14 protein-coding genes are annotated in these 19,643 nt (G+C 41.4%); 9 read left to right on the forward strand and 5 right to left on the reverse strand.

From position 1 onward, the window contains the following. Positions 1 to 398: 398 nt before the first annotated feature. From JXR81_02260 to JXR81_02280, 5 genes are all read right to left on the reverse strand, one after another. The gene (locus JXR81_02260) at positions 399 to 2,162 is read right to left on the reverse strand and encodes an O-antigen ligase family protein (protein MBN2753670.1); all 1,764 of its coding nucleotides are present in this window, start codon (positions 2,160 to 2,162) and stop codon (positions 399 to 401) included. A gap of 2 nt (positions 2,163 to 2,164) precedes the next feature. After that, positions 2,165 to 4,039, reverse strand: coding sequence for a hypothetical protein (locus JXR81_02265; protein MBN2753671.1), 1,875 nt, complete (start codon positions 4,037 to 4,039; stop codon positions 2,165 to 2,167). Between the two features lie 15 nt (positions 4,040 to 4,054). Beyond that, complete coding sequence (locus JXR81_02270) at positions 4,055 to 4,711, reverse strand: prepilin-type N-terminal cleavage/methylation domain-containing protein (GenBank protein ID MBN2753672.1); 657 nt, start codon at positions 4,709 to 4,711, stop codon at positions 4,055 to 4,057. Between the two features lie 22 nt (positions 4,712 to 4,733). Then, positions 4,734 to 6,812 (reverse strand): carboxypeptidase regulatory-like domain-containing protein, encoded by a 2,079-nt coding sequence (locus JXR81_02275; GenBank protein ID MBN2753673.1) that lies wholly within the window; start codon positions 6,810 to 6,812, stop codon positions 4,734 to 4,736. 72 nt (positions 6,813 to 6,884) lie between these two features. Continuing rightward, positions 6,885 to 7,595, reverse strand: coding sequence for a prolipoprotein diacylglyceryl transferase (locus JXR81_02280; protein MBN2753674.1), 711 nt, complete (start codon positions 7,593 to 7,595; stop codon positions 6,885 to 6,887). A gap of 96 nt (positions 7,596 to 7,691) precedes the next feature. Between JXR81_02280 and JXR81_02285 the strand changes: the two genes are divergently transcribed. From JXR81_02285 to JXR81_02325, 9 genes are all read left to right on the forward strand, one after another. Beyond that, a complete protein-coding gene (locus tag JXR81_02285; protein ID MBN2753675.1) occupies positions 7,692 to 10,277 on the forward strand; it encodes a DUF11 domain-containing protein in 2,586 nt (861 codons plus the stop codon). A 196-nt stretch (positions 10,278 to 10,473) separates the two neighbouring features. Then, positions 10,474 to 11,478 (forward strand): tRNA 4-thiouridine(8) synthase ThiI, encoded by a 1,005-nt coding sequence (locus JXR81_02290; GenBank protein MBN2753676.1) that lies wholly within the window; start codon positions 10,474 to 10,476, stop codon positions 11,476 to 11,478. A gap of 167 nt (positions 11,479 to 11,645) precedes the next feature. Further along, positions 11,646 to 12,029 (forward strand): NYN domain-containing protein, encoded by a 384-nt coding sequence (locus tag JXR81_02295; protein MBN2753677.1) that lies wholly within the window; start codon positions 11,646 to 11,648, stop codon positions 12,027 to 12,029. A gap of 21 nt (positions 12,030 to 12,050) precedes the next feature. Further along, a complete protein-coding gene (locus tag JXR81_02300) occupies positions 12,051 to 13,115 on the forward strand; it encodes a BamA/TamA family outer membrane protein (protein ID MBN2753678.1) in 1,065 nt (354 codons plus the stop codon). A gap of 60 nt (positions 13,116 to 13,175) precedes the next feature. Next, a complete protein-coding gene (locus tag JXR81_02305) occupies positions 13,176 to 13,985 on the forward strand; it encodes a hypothetical protein (protein ID MBN2753679.1) in 810 nt (269 codons plus the stop codon). Positions 13,986 to 14,105: 120 nt separating this feature from the next. Then, a complete protein-coding gene (locus JXR81_02310) occupies positions 14,106 to 14,543 on the forward strand; it encodes a MarR family transcriptional regulator (protein ID MBN2753680.1) in 438 nt (145 codons plus the stop codon). 11 nt (positions 14,544 to 14,554) lie between these two features. After that, positions 14,555 to 15,448: an efflux RND transporter periplasmic adaptor subunit gene (locus JXR81_02315; GenBank protein ID MBN2753681.1), complete on the forward strand. Its 894-nt coding sequence runs from the start codon at positions 14,555 to 14,557 to the stop codon at positions 15,446 to 15,448. A 196-nt stretch (positions 15,449 to 15,644) separates the two neighbouring features. Beyond that, positions 15,645 to 18,698: an efflux RND transporter permease subunit gene (locus JXR81_02320; protein MBN2753682.1), complete on the forward strand. Its 3,054-nt coding sequence runs from the start codon at positions 15,645 to 15,647 to the stop codon at positions 18,696 to 18,698. Positions 18,699 to 19,051: 353 nt separating this feature from the next. Then, positions 19,052 to 19,639 carry a nucleotidyltransferase domain-containing protein gene (locus tag JXR81_02325; protein MBN2753683.1) on the forward strand — a complete coding sequence of 196 codons (588 nt, stop codon included), beginning with the start codon at positions 19,052 to 19,054 and terminating at the stop codon, positions 19,637 to 19,639. Positions 19,640 to 19,643 lie beyond the last annotated feature (4 nt).

The raw sequence follows: 19,643 nt of genomic DNA on the forward strand, positions 1-19,643 counted from the left end.
TGTGCATCCGTCCCTTCATATTACATTGGTTGGGCATGTTTTTTCAGCACGCGCCGCAAATCGGTATTCTTGCGCCCAAATCAGTTTGAAATCACAGGTTTGTTAACGTCATTTGCGGCCGGGAGCTAGCGTCACATACGTATATGTCACCGATGCATTAAACAGATCCTGCCGGATACACACTATGTTAGGGCGGCGCGCACTGAAAAAACACACCCACCTTATGTTTGTTTTGAAGGTTTTATTTATGGGATAATTCAGGGGGGTTACGATATTAATTTCGTCCTGATGAATATAAATTATTTTTGCGCGGCGTTTTTATAAAGAACACGTACAGTTTTTTTTGTATTTGATTTTATAAAAGTGAATTAATATTAAAAGAAGTATTTACTAAAAAATTATGGTTTAATTTTTGTTTCTTCCATCATCATTATTATCTGATCGGTGCCTTTGCCAAGTGAATTGGGGTCATATTTGGAGGCAAGGTAAAGTTCCAATGAAGCAAGATTTTCCCTGCCGGTTTTCATATAAAGCGTTGCCATTGCCGTATGCGCCATTCCAAAATAGGGGTTAAGTTCAAGCGCTTTTTTCAGGTACGATTCCGCTTCATAATTTTCATTGTCAGACAGGTGCATTGCTCCAAGATTATAGAGCATATCAGCCGAATAAGGGTATATTTTTAAAGCTTCCTGATATTCTATGTAGGCTTTTTTCCTGTCATTATTCAGAAGCGAATAACCCCTGTAATAGCGGGTGAAAAAATTATGCGGTTCAAGCATAAGTGCTTTGTCAAAATACACCATTTCCATATTGGTTTTTTTTAAAAGCGCGTTAAAACCTTTTTTAATATGAAGGTTTGCCGCCGCGGGCAGTAAAGATATAAAAATGTAAATAAATATCGGAACCGTTAATACCGGCAGAAGCCGCGAAGGTATTTGAATTACATTTTTTCCCGCACCCGGCAGGGAATAAAGGTATCCGCAGAAAAGCCAGAAAATAAAAGCGGAAGGCATTATGAACAGCGGAAAGTTATATAGCGATTCACAAAGGAAAAAAATGACAGAAGCTAAAAGCGCGTAAGCCAGAGGTTTGTCCTGCCGTAAGATTAAAGCTTTGCCCCTGTCAAAAGAAATAAGCAGCGCGGATACAAACAATAAAAAAAGCAAAAGTCCTGCCGCGCCCGTTTCCACAAACAGCTGAAGATAATCGTTATGGGCGTAAGAAGTGCTTATAAAATAAGGTTTCTCCGGTGTTATAACCGAAGCCTGATACTTTTGAAAATAATACCTGAATCCGCCTGCGCCGAAGCCAAAAACAGGTTTTTCTGCGGACATTTTAAGCCCTGTTTTTAAAATGACCGCCCTGTTAGAAAGGGAAGCGCCGCCGCCGCCGGCAATTTCAAGCGCCCTGTTAATATTATAGGAGATTGCGGGTTTAAAACGCGGGAGAAATGTTATTGCCGTGAAAAGAACCAAAACAATAAGCATAATTACTGCCGTCTTTTTTTTAGCGGCTGCCGGAAAAGGTTTATCGGTAAAAAACAGGTATAAAAAAATTAAAAGGGAGACAAAAAGCGACAGTACAGCGCCCCTTGAAGAAGCAAGAGCAAGTACAAGAAGGGATAAACAAAGATTAACCGAGGTAAAAGGCTTGTATTTTTCGTAAGCCAGAAGTGATACAAGTATCAAAGGAAAAAGGCAGGCGGTAAATTCTGCAAGAAAGACAGGGTTTCCAAAAAAAGATAAGGGCCGTTCGCCGGTATTTATATACTGAGAAAGCGCGTATATAGAAGAAACAAATGAAATAATATTGATGAAAATAAGAAAATTACCGCTTTTAAGTTTTGTTATTAACGGCATAAAAAAAGCCGCAGGTATCAATAAAGTAAGCAGATAATAAACAGGCGGAAAATTATACAGCGATAACAAAGCGCGCGCCATAATATAAAAAAGAAACACGGATGCGGCTATTGCGGCTGATCCAAAATAAATTTTTTTACTGAAAAAAGAAAAGACAGCTATATATACGGCACATCCCGCTGTCAGTAACAGGGCTTTAGGCAGCTGATACATGTCATAAAACAGGGATGAAAAAGCAAGGACGCACAGAAAGATACCATAAAAAAAATAGTTCTGGAGAGAATTATTGCGTTTTTCTTGCATTGTCAGAACGGGTATTCCGGTACCGGCGTCGGAATCAGGTATGTAAGCTCCCTGAATGAAAGCAGGGAGACGCTGTTCTGCAGGTAAGAGAAAGCGTTGGCATTCATGTTAAAATATACAGCAAGCCTTGGAGTGTCGTTAACAGTATCTATGGAAAGGGAGCCGTGTTCGCCGATATATAAAGTGCCAAATATCAGAATGTCTGAAACTGTTGTTTTACCGTCGCAGTCAGCAGGCGGTGTTGGTGTGCCAAGTACAACTCCCACGGTTGCAGTGGGTGGAACAGGCACCGTTGGTGTTTCAGTAGGCCCGCCGGGTGTGTTTGTAGCAACGGGTGTATTTGTTACCAGCGGTGTTAAGGTGGCAACTGCCGTAAGTGTTTTAATTGCCACAGCGGTTGCAGTGGCGTCATCTTTCCAGTTTGCATAAACCGCAGGCGGTTCCATCAGTTTGGCTGCCGCTGCTTTAATTTTTGAAAAAATAGAAGGTTTGGCTGAAGCAAAGGCGTTTGTTTTTTCTACTGTGTTATTATCACAAGTGCTTGTCTTACAGCGCACGCCGCCGATTTTTAATTCGCCGTCAATGTACATAAAGCCCGCGTGTTTAATGTTATTAAGGGCGGAGCCAAGAAAGCCTTTGGTATCAAATTCCAGATGGTTTGTGGTATCTTCCTGCGGGTAATAGTAATTTGAAGGTATATCTATTCCTAATAGAGTAGGCCAAAAAGGCAATAGAGGATCTTTCTCATTGTTAGGAGGTTCAGGGCCTGGGTCTGCTCCTTTTAAAATAAGCGGCCCCTGTATTATCATTGAACCCACTGTATAAAGCTGTGAATAAGCGTTGTAATATACGGCAACCGTATTTGCTGATACATAAGTGGTACCGCAGTAAGTATTTGTAGGGTTGGAAGGCGATGCGGGAACTCTTAAAGGCAGCGCGTCCGTGGTATCTACAAATAATACATCTGATGTGGATTTTAGCGCGTTATGAATTGCCACGCTGTTTAAATCTGCCAGGTCGTGCAGGCCGTCGTTAATGTAAAAAGGATTGGCTGTGCCTGACCCTCCCACTGTGGCCGGCCCGTAATATCCGCCTTTTTCATATGCAAGCTGTTTATACGCCTGAAGTGAAATCTGCGGCGCTATAGCCATTGGCGAATAAGGGTGTGATTTTGCCGTGGGGCTCATGTCCTCTCCCACGTATCCAAACTGATAATTGCCGCCGCTTTTGCCGTAAGCCGTGTAAATATTTGAAGCGGAATAAACTGCAGGCCCCCACGCTTTGGGAGTTGTGCTTCCCATACCCACGGGTATGTATGGAAAATGAAAAGTATCATCGTCCCTGTTGGCATGATAGACATCGCCCCAGAAAAAGCCGTACATGGGTATACCATTGGCGTCAATTGAATTGTTATTGCAGGGAAGGTTAATTTTACCTTTTGAAATAAGCGGGCCGCCATAACCAAGTTTTTTTATTACTCCGTAAAACTGATGAAGTTCGCCTGAAGGGTAAACTTTTACCTTAACGCCTATAGTCCTGTATTCTTCATGGCCCTGACGCACGCTGTCTGTCATAAATAAATTGCCTTTTTCAATTGTTACCGCGTATGAACCAAGTCCCGGGATATTGTATTCTTCGTCATATTGAAATCCCGTCATTGGAATGTTGTACCAGTTGTTTTGAAGCTGCATTCTGTACCGCGCATGTTCCATGCCTATGGAAGCAAGCTCCTGTTTACGGGTTATATCCATGGTTTTTACAAGCATCTTTGATTCCTGCTGAAAAAGAAAAAGAAGGGTGTAAGCAAGGATGGCGATGACGGCGCCCACTATAAGGGCTGTAGCAAGTATCTGCCCGCCTGAATTTTTTATCTGCATGATAAGTCCTCCTTTTTAATTCCCGTAGAATCCGGCAGAAGTGCTGTGTTTTAAAACAATCTGCTGTTTTAAAAGTACGCGTATGGGCGGCCTGTTTTTATAAACCATTTTTGACAGCCTGACCGCGACAGAGACAGATTTTTCTTTTTTTGAATCGTTAAAAGTCACCATAAAAGAATCCAGGTGGGAAGTCACTGTCATATATGTATAAGTATAGTTAATGGTGGAAGGGCTGGAAATGGAAGAACCGGCGGCAAGTTTGGGTATGCGCGCGTAAAGTTTTCTGCCATACTGAAACATTTCAACTTCCGCGCCGGCGCCGCCCACCATATCTGATGTTGATGTGGTAAATCCGCAGCTGCCCGGGCTTGATGTGGTGACGTAAACAGTTTCGGCAAGCTTTCCTGATATATAACTGTTGGCGGGCTGATTTGTGTCCACTCTGGAAATTTTTATAGTGGGTGACTGCGCGTACTGCATAAATTTAGAAAGCGCGGTTATGGCGTTGCGGCCTTCCATGTTAATGGCAATATTTGACGAACCAAAATTCCAGGCGTAAATTGCCGTATTAAGCATCTGGCCCAAGCCCGATGTTACTATACCCATTATGGCAATTACTATCAAAGCTTCTATCAGGGTAAAACCGCCTGTGTGGTTTTTTTGCCTTTTCATTTTTATCAGCCCTTCTTTTTATTTAATAAGTGATCCAAGCGCCGGAAAAATCCTGGTCAGAAGAAGGCGGGGTCACTCCGGTAATTTTTTTATAATACTTTAAAATGGTTGAAGCCGGATATGATACGTAAGAATAATAAGCATACAAATCATAGTCTGTATTTGCCGGCAGCATTATTTTATATGCTCCGGTCCTTTCGGATACCATACCGTAAAACTGAATCTTTTTTCTTTTTAATGAAGTCTGAATTTTTTCATCGGCATTTACGCTGTCCAGGGAATAAATATGGGGCGGAGTTGTAATGCTTGAAGGCTGCGCTATAATCATCGCGCCGTCCATTATATCATTTCCCACTCCGGGCGCGCTTATCTGAAGTTTGCCGGAAACTTCTTTTGCGTTAACCTGTACTGTAAAATTCTGATTTGGGGTAACATTGCCCTGTGTTACAAGAATTGAATAAATTGATTCTGCGCTTTCGTCCGGATACGCCGCGTATGAAGAGGCTTCAGGAAATATGCGTACCACATTGTTGGTGCCGGCCCATACGCCGTCAAACTGATACTGGCCTGTTATGGTGTCAGAAGACGCGCTTCCTACAAGCCTGCTGTATTCGCTGTAAGCCTGAAGGTTAATGGGGCCTGCGGGCGGCAGATTGGTGTCAAAGTCTATTAGCTGCCCGCTTATACTGCCGCTTGGATAAAAATAAAGTTTTACAACAGGCGGTGCCGCAGCCACTGATATAAATCTTGTGGGTTCTTCGGGCACGTAGTAATTGCCTGCGCCGGTTATTTTATAATTACCCACATCAACAAGAATTGTTGCAATTCCGGACACGGGCGCGGTGGTTGCAGTGTACATAACCGCGTCAGTGACAACGTTTTTTAAAACAATATTAATGTTGCCTATAGGAGTGGATTTATCCCTGGCATCCAGCGCCTGCACCATAAGGACCGCTGTATTGCCCGCCACAGGTTGTAAGGTGATATTGACGTTTGTGATATTTGAATTGTTATTTACGGCCACACGTGCGGGGTAAGCGCCGTAATAGGTCACGCCTGTGTCTTTGTGCGTAAATATGGCGGTTATAGAGACAGAACCCACATCCGGATTGATGCCTGTAATAGAATAATCCCCGTGCGTGTCCGCGGTGGTGGTAAAAGATGTTCCGTCATCAGCGCGTATTTCACGCGATTCTTTTTTATAATCATTGACGTTTATTGGGTTGCCGGAAGAGTCCAGTATTGTACCTGATATTGATGCGTCCTGAATGTCCGGCGCGAAAAAATTAACGCCGTTTACGTTATTTGTGGTTACTTCTATTATAACGGGATTATTTTCGTATTCTGCCCTTTCATAACCTTCGCCCTGTGTGTATAGTTTATAAGTTCCCGGCAGTACGTTATAAATTGTGTAGTATCCGCGTTCCTGTGGTGTGGTGGCTTCTGTCCCCACTTTAACGGAATACTGTGGAAAGCCTTCAACGTGGACATAACTTTTTGTGGCGTGGCCGGGAGGCGCCGGATTACAGTTTCCACAGTTACGTTCTTTTCTTAAAACTCTTCCTCTTATGGTGGCGCCTGACATCTGACTTTCGGGATTTGAAACAAATGTTTCCAGTTCTGTAGTCCTGTCCATAAATCCGCCCGAAGCGCTTTTCACCTGATAGGCGATTATAACTCTAATTTTTTTCAGGTTTGATAACGGAAGGTCTGCCTGTGTGCGGCCCACAATATTGCCTTCGTCGTCTTCTTCCGCGTTCTGAACTATTTTATAAACTTTCATTTGTATTCCGCCTACCGGAAGAATATTGGACGGGTCAGCCGGGTTTCCCCAGGGGTTGGAATCACTTTCCAGTTTTGTAAGAGGGTAAGGAAGTAAATTATCCGGTGTAAGTTTAAGCGAACCGAAATTGTAACTTTTTATATTTTCAATATTTTCTGCCGCAATGTTAAAAGCATAGGTTTTTACGCGGGAGGCAAAAATATCATTGTAAACCCTTGTGATAAGGTTTAAAGAACCCATTACTAAAAAGACAATTACAAAGGAAGCAATAATTACTTCTATAAATGTGAGGCCTTTAGAATCTCTAAAAAGCTTCATATAACCACTTCCTTTGCGGAGTTAAATCCATAGTAATTATATATATAAATAGAACTTATGTCAAGTATTTAGTCAGATTTTTGGTTTTAAATGCTTTCCTATTATAAGCATTATAACGGCTGAAAGGCAGGTTATTAAATTTAAAGTTAAAAAAAGCCACAGTTCCGCGCCGGAAACAGGCCTGGTGAATAAAATAAGCGAGTTTAAAACGCAGGACAATATCAGAAAAACCGCTGTTTTGTAATATGGTATTGTTTTAGTAAATTTAATAAGGACAATAAATATAATAAAAAATGCCAGTGACTGGTATATTTGGGAGGGTAAAAGGGGGGCGCCGGAAAATTTTTCAAAAGCCGCTGATGTTTGGGGATAGAAAATTGTAAAGGTTTTCTGCGGGTCAGCCGGAATGCCGTAACAGCACCCTTTAAAAAGGCAACCTATTTTGGCAATTGAAAGCCCAAGCGCGGCTGCTGCCACAGAACTGTCAGAAGCGTGAAATAAATCCGTGCTGTATTTTTTAACTGCAGGTATTGAAACAAGAACGGCCAGAAAAATACCGGCGGAAAAAGAGGCGCCATGAATGCCGAAAATTTTTGGAATAAAAACCGCGCCTGTTATAAAAGCGGCGGCAAAAAAAAGCACATAAGCGTGTGTAATGTTTTTTTCTTTTTTTGTTTCGGTCAGCCCTGAAAAATAAAACACAAAACCTGACATAGATGCAATGATAATAAACAAAAGATATGAATCAAACTGTAAGTTTCCTATAGTTATTGTAGGTATCATGAATAAAGTATAGCAGAAATAATATGTATTGAAAATAGCGATTACATGGCATATAATTTAAAATATATCAATAAACCTGCATTCAGGGAGACGAAGATGAAAAAAGCATTATTAACTTCTGTTCTTTCATTATTATTATCACTTCCATTATCCGCCGCAATTACCGGGATTGATATTACAATGACACCCGCAAATCCGGCGCCGGGCGATCCGGTTGTGGTTACGCTTTATTATTGCGCCAACGCTTATGAAGCGGCTAATTTTATTCTTGCCTTTACTAACACAAGCACTTTGCGCCCGGATGATTCACCCGGTCAGGTTTATCTTGTAAGCAGCGCAGGTATTAATAATCCTTCAAATGCGACAGGCGGCGGATATCAGGTTGCGCAGCAGTCAGCCGCTTATTGCCAGACTTTAACATGGAATCTTACAGTCCCAGGCAGCCTTGAACCGGGGGATACAATTTATGTTATAGCCGCAGGAAGGGCATACGATGTAAGGTATGACAGCATGGACAGTTCGGATTCAGTAAGTTTTACGGTTCCGCTTCCGCCCGCATCCGCTTCTTTGACAAAAACTGCGGAAGCAACAACTGTAATTCCGGGGGGAAATGTTTTATACACGCTTAATTACAGTTATGTAAATTCAAACAGCCTTGTAATTACCGATATGGTTCCTCCAAACTGCACTCTTTTGCAGATAAGCCCGGGAGGCACAAACAGCGGAACTGCCGCAGGTTCATCATTATCATGGACTCTTCCTGCTACGGGAAAAAGAAAATCAGATATTGTATGGTTTCTTGTAAATGTGGACGCGGCTTTGGCTCCCGGCGCGACAATCAACAATTCCGCTGAATGGGCGCTGACAGACACTTTTAGTGCGGTTACAAACGGTATAAGCAACGACACAACTGTGACGGTTATAAGGCCTTTTGCTTTTATAAAAAGCCAGCAACCCGTTACAGCACAGATGGGAGATACTGTAACTTATACCCTTAGCGTTTCTTTAACAGGTTACAGTCTTAATTTTTATGATTCTTTTGACACAAATCCTATAACCGGATATCATAATATCGGCGGGTCATGGAGCTGGATGAGTGACGGCGCAGGAAGCGGATATTTGTATTCTCCATTGCAGTCTTCTTATCCGCAGTATTTAAGGGACACTCCTGTGGATTTTTGCGATGGTATTGTACAGGGCGATATTTATGTGGGACCAGGAGGAAATGAAGACGGATTAATATCATTCAGGCACAGCAATACAAATCCGGCTCTTGCGTACGGTATCGGAGTTTCCGGAGACCATCTTCCGGGAGACCTTTATCTTCAGAAAACAAATCCGGGAGTTGCGTTGCCATATTGCCCTGTCACATGGTGCAGCAACGCGCTGTCAGTAAGCGACAGCAGGTGGTACACGGTTAAAGTTCAGGTAAACAGCCTGTCAGGCTATTCAACAGGGATTTGGGCAAAAGCATGGGCTAAGGGAGAACCCGAACCTGCGGCATGGATGATTGCCGTTACTGATACCGCAAACGCTACTTACACACAGATACCTGCGTGCGGATATGTGGGTTTTCAGGGGCATCCGGACAATTACAATTATTATGATAATTTAAAAGTGATAAACGGAAATCCGATAGCATCCGGCGCTGTTATATTTGATACCGTGCCGGCGGAAATTACATATATTGATGGAACAGGCGCGCTTGCAGGCGTTCACGACGCGGCGGTTTATGATCCGGTTTCAGGTGTTGTAAGCTGGTTATACCCGGGGCTTCAGACGGATAAAGCAGACATCCTAATATGGAGCGGGGTTATTAATTCATGCGGCCAGATAACAAATACAGGCGCGATAAAAGCGAATGATTTTAATCCTATAGTAAATTCAAACAGCGTTATGTATGACATACCGTGCGGTACGCCTTCAATTACGCCGACTATTACCCCCACTTCCACAATTACAATTACAGTTACGCCCACAATTACAGTTACGGCAACGCCCACAATGACTCCCACGCCAATTCTTCCGGTTCTTGTAATGTCCAAATCAGTCGCGCCGTCAAGCGCGGCCACAGGCGATACAATAACCTATACAATAAGGGCTTCCAATGTTACAGGGCTTATTGCCGCTGATAATGTAATTATCTGGGATACTCTGCCGCCAAAACACACTTATATAGCGGGCGGTACTTATGACGCGGTAAACAGGGTTGTGTCTTTCAGCACGGGAACCATACCTATGGGCAGTTATATTGATTATTCGTTCACTGCGATGCTTGATGATTCAATTAATAAAAATGAAAAATTTTATAATACCGCGCTTTCCAACTGCGACGCCGCGTCTTCCGCTTTTGTTTCAAACCAGACAACGCTTTCGGCAATTGTGCCCGACCTTGAACTTAAAAAAGACGTAACATATCCAAATCCGACCGATGGAGAGGCAATAATTGTTTTTCATCTGTCAGTGCGCGCGGATGTCACAATTAAAATTTTTACAATATCCGGTGAGACGATAAGAAAGATAGACGGTATAAACGGTGTCAAGGGAGTAAATAAAACATTGTGGGACGGCTTAAATGACGCGGGTGAACGTGTGTCATCCGGAGTTTATATTTATAAGATAGATGCCGTTAACGGGGACGAGAAAAAATACGTCTTTGGCAAAATGGCGGTTATGAAGTAAAGAGGGACGGATGCACAGATGGTCGGATGCTAGGCTGAAGATAAATACACAAATACCCCTAAGTTCTATTTATGGTTTATGGGATATCAAGCTATTCGCTGATTATAAGCCATAGCCTATAAATACAGATTAGATAAAAAAGTAATAATCAAAATATAAAACCGAAAAAACCATTTGTATCAAAAAGGAAAATCTGATGAAAGAAAAAACATGTATCGCGCTTTTTTCGGGCGGTCTTGACAGCATGATTGCCGTAAAACTGCTTGAAAAACAGGGGATAAAAGTCATACCCGTTAATTTCAATATAGGCGTATTTTTTAAAAAATATATCAGGGAAAACGGGGAATTAAAATATAATAAGCCGCTTCCCGCGGGAATGAAAGTTTTGGTTGTTGATATTACAAAAGATTTTCTTAACATGGTTAAAAATCCCCCTCACGGCTACGGCAAAAATATGAACCCGTGCATAGATTGCAAAATAATAATGATGCGTAAAGCAAAAGAGATGATGCAGGAACTTGGAGCCGGGTTTGTAATAACTGGAGAAGTGCTGGGGCAGCGCCCTATGACACAGAATTCACATTCAATTAATATGATAAAAAACGAATCCGGGCTTGAAGGGTATTTACTGCGTCCGCTGTCCGCAAAATTAATGGAACCCACAGAACCGGAAAAACTTGGCTGGGTGGACAGGGAACAGCTTTTAGATATAGAAGGAAGAAACAGGCAGCAGCAGATTAAGCTTGCTGTTGAGTTTGGAATTACGGATGTTATGGAAACGCCGGGCGGCGGATGCCTTTTAACCGATGAACATTACGCGGCAAGATTAAATGACCTTATACAGCACAATAAAGAAAAAGAGATAACGGAGCGGGATATGTTTCTGCTATCCGCCGGAAGGCATTTCAGAAAAAACGGCATAAAGTTTATTATAGGAAGGCACAACGCGGATAATGAAAAATTGGAACAGGTAAAAGAAGGGGCAATGGTATTTGAAGTAATGGATATTCCCGGCCCGCTTGTCCTTACTTTTGACAGCCCTGATGAAGAGACAATAAGAGATATAGCCGCGTTTTCCGCCGGTTATACAAAGTTAATGGATAAAGACGAAGTAGCTGTCAAAATTATTAAGGATAATAATGAAAGGGTTATAAAAGTAAAACCGATAAACAGGGAAGAAGCGGAGAAATATAAAGTATAGCGGCTCGTTAGTTTGGTTTAGGTTTGGTAGGCGCACCCTTTCAGGGTGCGGCAGTTGATTTTAAATAAAATTCAATTAAGCAATTAAGCAGAAGCGAAACAGATCTCGGTTTTTTGTATATGGGATAGAGGGATACGGGTTAATTTTTATTAAAAAGGCAGGGATACATGAAAATTATTATTGACGGGTACAATTTAATGTACAGGGTGCGGTTCAAGGGGGTTACCCTTGAACAGAAACGTGAAGAGATGATGGATATGATAAAGGAATTTCTTGCGTTAAATCCAAATGAAGTGACGGTTGTGTTTGACGCGTCGCGTTCAATTTCCAACCACCGCGGGCATCAAAGATTCGGCGATATAAAAGCTGTTTTTTCCGGGCCCGGGGAATCTGCCGATGATATAATAGAAGAGATGATAAGAAACAGGACAGGCAAGGCAAAAGACCATATGGTTATTTCCAGCGACAACAGGCTTATTAAGTACGCCATAGACAATCACTTCAAATCAATGACTTCGGATGAATTTGCGGAATACCTTGAACAGGATTAAAACAATAAGCAGGAGGGTGTTATGAAAAAATTTTTAATTATTGTGGTTATGCTTATAACAGCGTCTTTTGTTTTTGCCGCGGAGGACGACACTAAAAAATACGAAGATTCCTGGCTTATTCTTCCGCTGCCTTTATACTCCGAAGAAACAAGTTTAAAAGGGATAATAACAGGGGCGTATTTTTACAATAAAAAACCGGATACTTTCTCGTCCAACATACAGTTGTACCTTTCGTACAGCTTAAAAAATCAGGTATCTGTTGAAGAAGAAGGGTGGCATTACTGGGATAATAATGAATACAAGCTGTACCACAACTCTTTTTATAAGAAATACCCTGATACTTTTTACGGGACAGGAAACAGCACAGGCGATGAAGACGCGGAGAAAGTTACATTTCAGATGTTAAAGTTTAAGGGTGAGTTTCATAAAAAAATCGCCGGAGTTCTTTACGGCGGGGTAAGGCTGGCATTTGACAGTTTTGTCCTTCTTGAAGCGGAAAAAGGAGGCTTTATAGATAATAATATTTTTTACGGCAGCAGGGGCGGGTCATTTTTTTCGCAGGGTGTTGTTCTCTCTTATGATTCCAGGGATAATTCGCTGTATGCCATGGACGGGATTTATTCTTCTTTATACTGTGACTATTACGGGTTTGGCGCCGAGGAAGAAAACAGGTTTTTAAAAATGGATTTTGATTACAGGCAGTATTTTAAAATTGCGGATAATCAGTCAATTGCCGCGGAATTTTTTACTGGAATAATATCGGGAAATCCGCCTTTTCAGCTTATGGAGCAGTTTGGCGGCGATCATAAAATGCGCGGGTATTTTTACGGCAGGTACCGCGATAAATGCATGAGCTTTGTGCAGGCCGAATACAGGATAATGCCGTGGGAGCGTGTGGGTTTTGCCGTGTTTGCCGGAGCAGGAGATGTGTATCGGGATTCTCCCGCTGATATGAACGTTAAGTTCGCGGGCGGCGCGGGTGTAAGGATAGGCCTTGTGCCGGAAGAACGCGCCAATTTAAGGATTGACTTAGGCTACGGCCGCGACGGCCTTGCGTTTATCTTCTACGCGTTTGAGGCGTTTTAGAAATATATTTTAACTGTTGTATATAAGGGTTTTTAATAGTTTGATTCAAAAGAGGAATTAATGAAAAAAGTTTTAATAGTAAGTTTTTTTACGTTTTTTAGTATCTGTGTTTTTGCGACGAATACAGAAGTTAAATATAAGTCAACTTGTGTCAAAGAAACATCATATCATTCATCAAATAATAAAATTAATTTTAATGCAAAATCCGGTTATAAAGAAGAATATTTTGATTCAAACGGGATAAAAAGAATTGAAATCGTAAATTTTTCTCCGGATTTCTGGTATGAAAAATATTTTGATGCTGACGGTAATATATACAAATCAAAGGACAGGGAAGGTACTTTTTATTATGAAATGACAGAGGAAAAAGACAGTTTAATGAAAACAACCATCAAAAAAGATGAAGCCGGAGAGGTTATTGAGACCCTTATAACTATATATGACAAAAAAGGAAAAATAAAAGAACAATCCCGTGCTGATAATCAAGGCAATACGATAAAAAGCTTTTTTTCGGAGTATAAAGAAGAGGAATATACAATTGACAGTAATGGGAATTCTGTTTTGTCAGAGTATTGTACAATAGAAAAATTTAAAAAAGATAATTTTGTCTACATTGAAAAAAATTTAATACATGACAGGATGAGTGTTCGCGACGTGGAAAAGTATGATGGTAACAGACTGATAAATTCAATTAGTGTGTTTTTTGGAATGTTGAAAGACATTTCATGTCAAACTAATTATTATTATGATACAGAAGGGCGTTTAGAACGTTCGGAACAACTTGATTTAAACGGTGATTTAGATATTGCCAGTATTTTTGAGTATTCATTCTGGGATGATTCCACATTAAAAGAAGATAAGAAGTATTGAAATAAAATTTCAATCCGCCTGCAAGAAATTATGTTGTTATCTGTTGACTTTTTATACTTTGATATATATACTTAGGTCTGCCTAAATATTAGGCAGACCTAAATAATTTATGGAGATGCCGTGAACAAAGACGCGCAAAAGGCTTTTGATATGCTTGTGGATATAAGCGACAGGATAAGAAAAAGCCGTAAAATAAGCATATTTAAAGGGGAAATTAAACAGTTAAACCTTGGGCAGACTTTTACCCTTCAGCTGCTGTTTGATTCCGGCAGAAAAACAATGGGGGAGCTTGCGAAAGCCGCGGGTATAAAAATGCCAAGCATGACAGAAAGTATAGCCCGCCTGGAAAAACTTGGGTATGTTGAAAAGAAAAGGGACAAGAAGGACAAAAGAAAAGTTTTTGTGGAGTTATCCGAACGAGGAAAAAAAATAATGAAAAAAACAAGAGATATAAATCTTGGGTATCTTGGGATGTTTTTTTCAATGATAAGCGGCCGTGAAAGGCAAAATGCCATGGAGCTGCTTAAAAAAATTCAGGGGTTGCTGAAAAAATTATAGGCGGAGGAAATATGCATTCAAAAGCAAAAAGATGGGCGTTGATAATAATAGCCGTGCTTGGCGCGATAATACTTTTTCAGATAATTAAAAAAGTAACCCGCGCGGGTGAAAAACTGTCAGAAACGGTTTATGACGTAAAGGCGGTTAAAGCGGTAAGGACTGATATTAGGGAAAGTATAAGCATAAGCGGCATTGCCGAAGGCAACCCGCAGATAAAAGTATATTCTCAGGTACCGGGAAAGTTTGAACGTAATGCAGTGTCAGAGGGCAGCTTTGTAAACAAAGATGATACGATAATTTACATAAACAGGGATATTGTGGGCATGGACTATCAGCTTGCTAATGTAATGGCGCCGGCAGCGGGGATAGTGACAAAAATATATGTCACGGATAAAGGCGCGTTTGTGACGCCGCAGTACCCTGTGGCAGAGATTGCAAATCCGGACAAAATAAAAGTGGTATTAAGCATTGGGGAAGAAGATATGATAAAAGTAAAAGCCGGGCAGACAGCGGAAATTTCCGCAGCTTACGGAGAGAAGAAAATATTACAAGGCAGTGTATCATCTGTCACCCCGTTTATAGATAAGGACACAATGGCAGGGACAATAATTATAAGAGCGGATAATCCTGAAAGGCAGATAAAGCCCGGTATGTCCGTTAATGTGACAATTTACGGGCAGCACAGGCAGGGGATAATGCTTCCGGAAAACGCGGTGCTGCTTGGGGAAAGCCGGTCATACATTTATATCAATGACAACGGCCGCGCGAAAATGGCGGATGTAAAAACAGGATACATTGAAGGTGATAATATTGAAATAACGGAAGGCATTAAGGAAGGCGATATTGTGATAACCGAAGGCAATTTTAAATTAAATGAAGGAAATCTTATAAAGATAAAAGAATGAGGGACAGAGGGACAGATGCACGGAAGGTTGGAAGGATAAAAAAGTCAGCACAGATTAAGCTATAAGCAATTAAGCAGAAGCGAAATAAAAGTTTTTGCCGACCATCCGAACATCTGTGCATCTAACCATCCTGTTTTATAATTTATGTGATATGGGATAAAAGTTTATTGGTTTATTTTTTAAAACTGGAGAATAAATGAACATAGCAGAACTTGCAATAAAAAGGCCGATATTTGTCATAATGATAGTAGTATCTATACTTGTACTTGGCGCGCTGGGATATACTTCCATGGGCGTGGATATGCTTCCCGATGTGGAATACCCGACGCTGTCTGTGGTTACGGTTTATGAAGGCGCGTCAGCCGAAGAAATTGAAAATCTTGTAAGCAGGCCTATAGAAGATGCCATTGCCGTGGTTGAAGGGTTGGAATCGCTTTCTTCCGGTTCAAGTGAAAACGTATCTTCTGTCACAGCGCGTTTTTCCCTTGGAACTGACATTAAATACGCGGAAACAAAAGTCCGCGATGCTGTTAACAAGGCAAAGTGGGAACTTCCGGATGACGCGGACGAACCGTCGGTTGTAAGGTTTTCTTCCGCTGAATGGATTCCCGTGCTTGTAATGTCAGTAAAAGGAAAAAAGGACCTTGCCTCTCTGAAAGAAATAATTGATGACGATATAAAACCTGAAATTGAAAAATCAAAAGGCGTCGGAAAAATTGACCTGTGGGGCGGCCGCGACAGGGCGGTAAACGTGACGGTAAATAAAAGCGCGCTGGCCGCGCGCATGGTGTCTTTCGCGCAGGTTATGGAAGCTATTGGAAAAGAAAATTTAAATTATCCGGCGGGTAATATAGAAAAACCCGGAAGAATTACAGCCGTAAGGGTTAAGGGAAAATTCGAATCAATAAGCGACATTGAAAATGTGCCGATAAAAATTTTTTCAGGCGAAACCATAAGGTTAAAAGACGTTGCTAAGGTTAATTTTGGGCTTGAAAAAGAAACCGCAAGGTCCCGTGTTAACGGGGAAAACGCCATAATTTTTGGTGTTTATAAACAAAGCGGCGAAAACACCGTGGCCATATCAAAAGCCGTAAAGAAAAAGATGAAAGCAATACAGAAAAAACTTCCGCAGGGAGTAACCTTAAGTATTTTCAGAGACCCCACGCTGCACATTGAAGAAAGCATAAAAGGGCTTCAGGAAGACATAGGCCTTGGCGCGCTGTGCGCGATTATAATAGTCTGGCTTTTTCTTGGCAGTTTCCGCTCCACCATGATTACCGCAATCGCCCTTCCTAATTCGCTTTTGGGAGCTTTCTTTTTTATAAACGCGTCAGGCTTCACGATAAACATGATGGTGCTTCTGGCTTTATCGCTTTCAATAGGGCTTCTGATAGACGATTCAATAGTTGTGCGAGAAAATATTTTCAGGTATCTGGAAAAAGGGCTGTCGCCAAAAGAGGCGGCTGTTAAAGGCACCAACGAAGTGGCGCTTGCTGTCATTGCCACCACAGCTTCCATACTTGCCGTGTTCATTCCCATTTCATTTCTTGAAGGCATAGTGGGGCAGTTTTTCAAGCAGTTCGGCCTTACCATAACTTTCGCGCTGGCAATATCGCTGGTGGATGCTTTTACCACGGCCCCCATGCTTTCAGCGTACTGGTGGAAAAAAGAAGACCCGGATAAAAAGAAAAATATTTTTAATAAAATGCATCAGAAATTCAATTTTTATTATGACAGTTTTAAGGAAGTTTATAAAGACGTGCTGGAATGGTGCCTTGACCATAAAAAAACAGTTATTATTTCCGTAACCGGCCTTATCGGCGCGAGCATAGGAGCCGCGATGTTTATAGGAATGAGTTTTCTTCCGAATTCTGATTACAGGGAAATGGAATTAACAATGGAAATGCAGCCCGGCACCACAATTGATGTGGTGGACAAAAAACTGCTTCAGATAGAGGCGTATTTAAAAACAATAAAGGATATAGAACATTATTATACAGTGGCCGGATATGGTGAAAATAACAGGGGCAGGATTTTCTGCGGGTTTAATAAAAAAGGAAGGCCTACAACAGTGGTAACCGCTGAAGTAATGAAATACATAAATGATAATTTCGGCCCCGGCCTTACTCTTACAAATGAAGACAGCGGCGCGGCTACGGTGGTATCGGGAGGCGGCGACACTTTTCCGATAACTATAAACATCACGGGTGAAGAGTCAAAAATACTTGAACAGATAGCAATGGAAATTAAAAAAGCGGCTTTGGAAACACCGGGTGCGTCCGGACCCAATACTTCTTCCAGGCCCGGAATGCCGGAAATAAGTATTATGATAGACAGGGTTAAGGCGGCAAAACTTGGTTTTTCCACTTATGAAACAGGGATGCTTTTAAATATCCTGATAAACGGCAAAGAAGTTTCGCGCTACAGGAAAGGAGACAAAGAATACGGAATAATAATGCAGATGGCGCAGGAAGATAAGACAGATTTAAATTCGCTGAAAGACATAATGCTGACCAATTCAAAAGGCGATAAGATTCCTTTATCCGCGATAGCGCGTTTTGAATCCGGGTCCGGCCCTGTTGAAATAAAAAGGGAAGATAAAAAAAGGATAATTAAAGTGACAGCCGGAATCGCGGAAGGGTTTGCCCTTGGCGACGTTGTAAGGGACTTAAATGAAAGAATAAAAAAAGAAGTGCATATCCCCGAAGGGTACGATTATTCTTTTGGCGGACAGGCCACGCAGATGACAGACACAGTAACGCAGATGGCAAAGGCAATGCTGCTTGCGCTTCTGTTTATGTATATGATACTTGCGTCACTTTATAATTCGCTTACGCAGCCTTTAATACTTATGCTTTCCGTGCCGCTTGCCATAATTGGTTCTTTCCTGGCGCTGCTTATCACCGGGCAGCAGCTGGACATAATGGCTATGATAGGTTTCTTAATGGTGCTTGGGCTTGTGGCAAAGAACGGGATATTGCTTATAGATTTCACTAACAAGATGCGCGAAGAAGGAATGTCCGCGCGCGAGGCTTTATTACATGCCGGCCCGATAAGGCTGCGCCCTATTTTAATGACCACGTTTGCCATGATATTCGGAATGCTTCCGCTTGCGCTTGGATTCGGCGAAAGCGTGCTTAGGACACAGTCCATGCCCATTGCTGTAATCGGCGGGCTTATCACCTCCACTTTTCTGACCCTTGTTGTAATACCGGTAGTGTACGAATGGGCGGAAGGAAAAAAAGGCTGAGGGACAGAGGGACGGATGCACGGAGGGACGTTTAAAACCGGACACCACATACTGAAAAAACATACCTAATCCCTGTTTTATTATCTTGATTGAAACTTTTTAATTTTGTATTGGTAGACGAGGGTCTTTAGCCCGCGGCAGTTTGTTTTAATTAATATCAAATTAAACTGTAAACGGATAATTATAAGCGGACTAAAAAATTTTACAAAGCGTTCAAGGGTTTGAACCGCCATATTTACAGATACAAGATAATTGGCTGTCGAAAATTCTCCCGGCAGAAAATCAGGCTGAAAAGTAATTGACACACTTAACATTTTTGTTATACTTATAACATAAATGTTAAAGGAGTGGTTATGAACCTGAATACAATGCCTTATGAACTGATAAATTCCAGGGTTAAACTGAAACTTTTCAGCCTGATAATGGGGCAAAAAACAGAAGTTACAGCGGGGGAACTTGCACGCCAGGCAGAATTGCCGGTTATGACTGTCAGCAGGATATTAAATAATTACTGTGCTATGAATGCCATGTACCACCGCAGGGCTGGAAATGTAAATTTCTTCCGTGTAAACGAAGACAGTTACGCGGTTAAAATGTTAAAGCGTGTTTATTCGGCGTTTGAAAGCATTAAAAACCCGGTTGAATATCTGAAGGATATATTTAAAGAAAAGCTTCCGGTAAAACTTATTGAAAAGGCTTATATTTATGGTTCTGTTTCTTCGGGGAAATCCAAGCCGGAAAGCGATATAGATCTTTTTGTTGTGACACGGACAAAAAAAGACATACAAAAACTTGAAAATATTTTAAATAATCTTGAAATATATATCTCGCGGTCTTTTGGAAATACACTGGTGACATATATAATTTCATCTGATGAGTATAAAATGAAAAAAAAACTGAATGTCATAAAAGAGGCTGAAAAAGGAATTAAAATAATATAAACTC

The sequence above is a fragment of the Candidatus Goldiibacteriota bacterium genome, assembly GCA_016937715.1.
Taxonomy (GTDB): domain Bacteria; phylum Oederibacteriota; class PGYV01; order PGYV01; family PGYV01; genus PGYV01.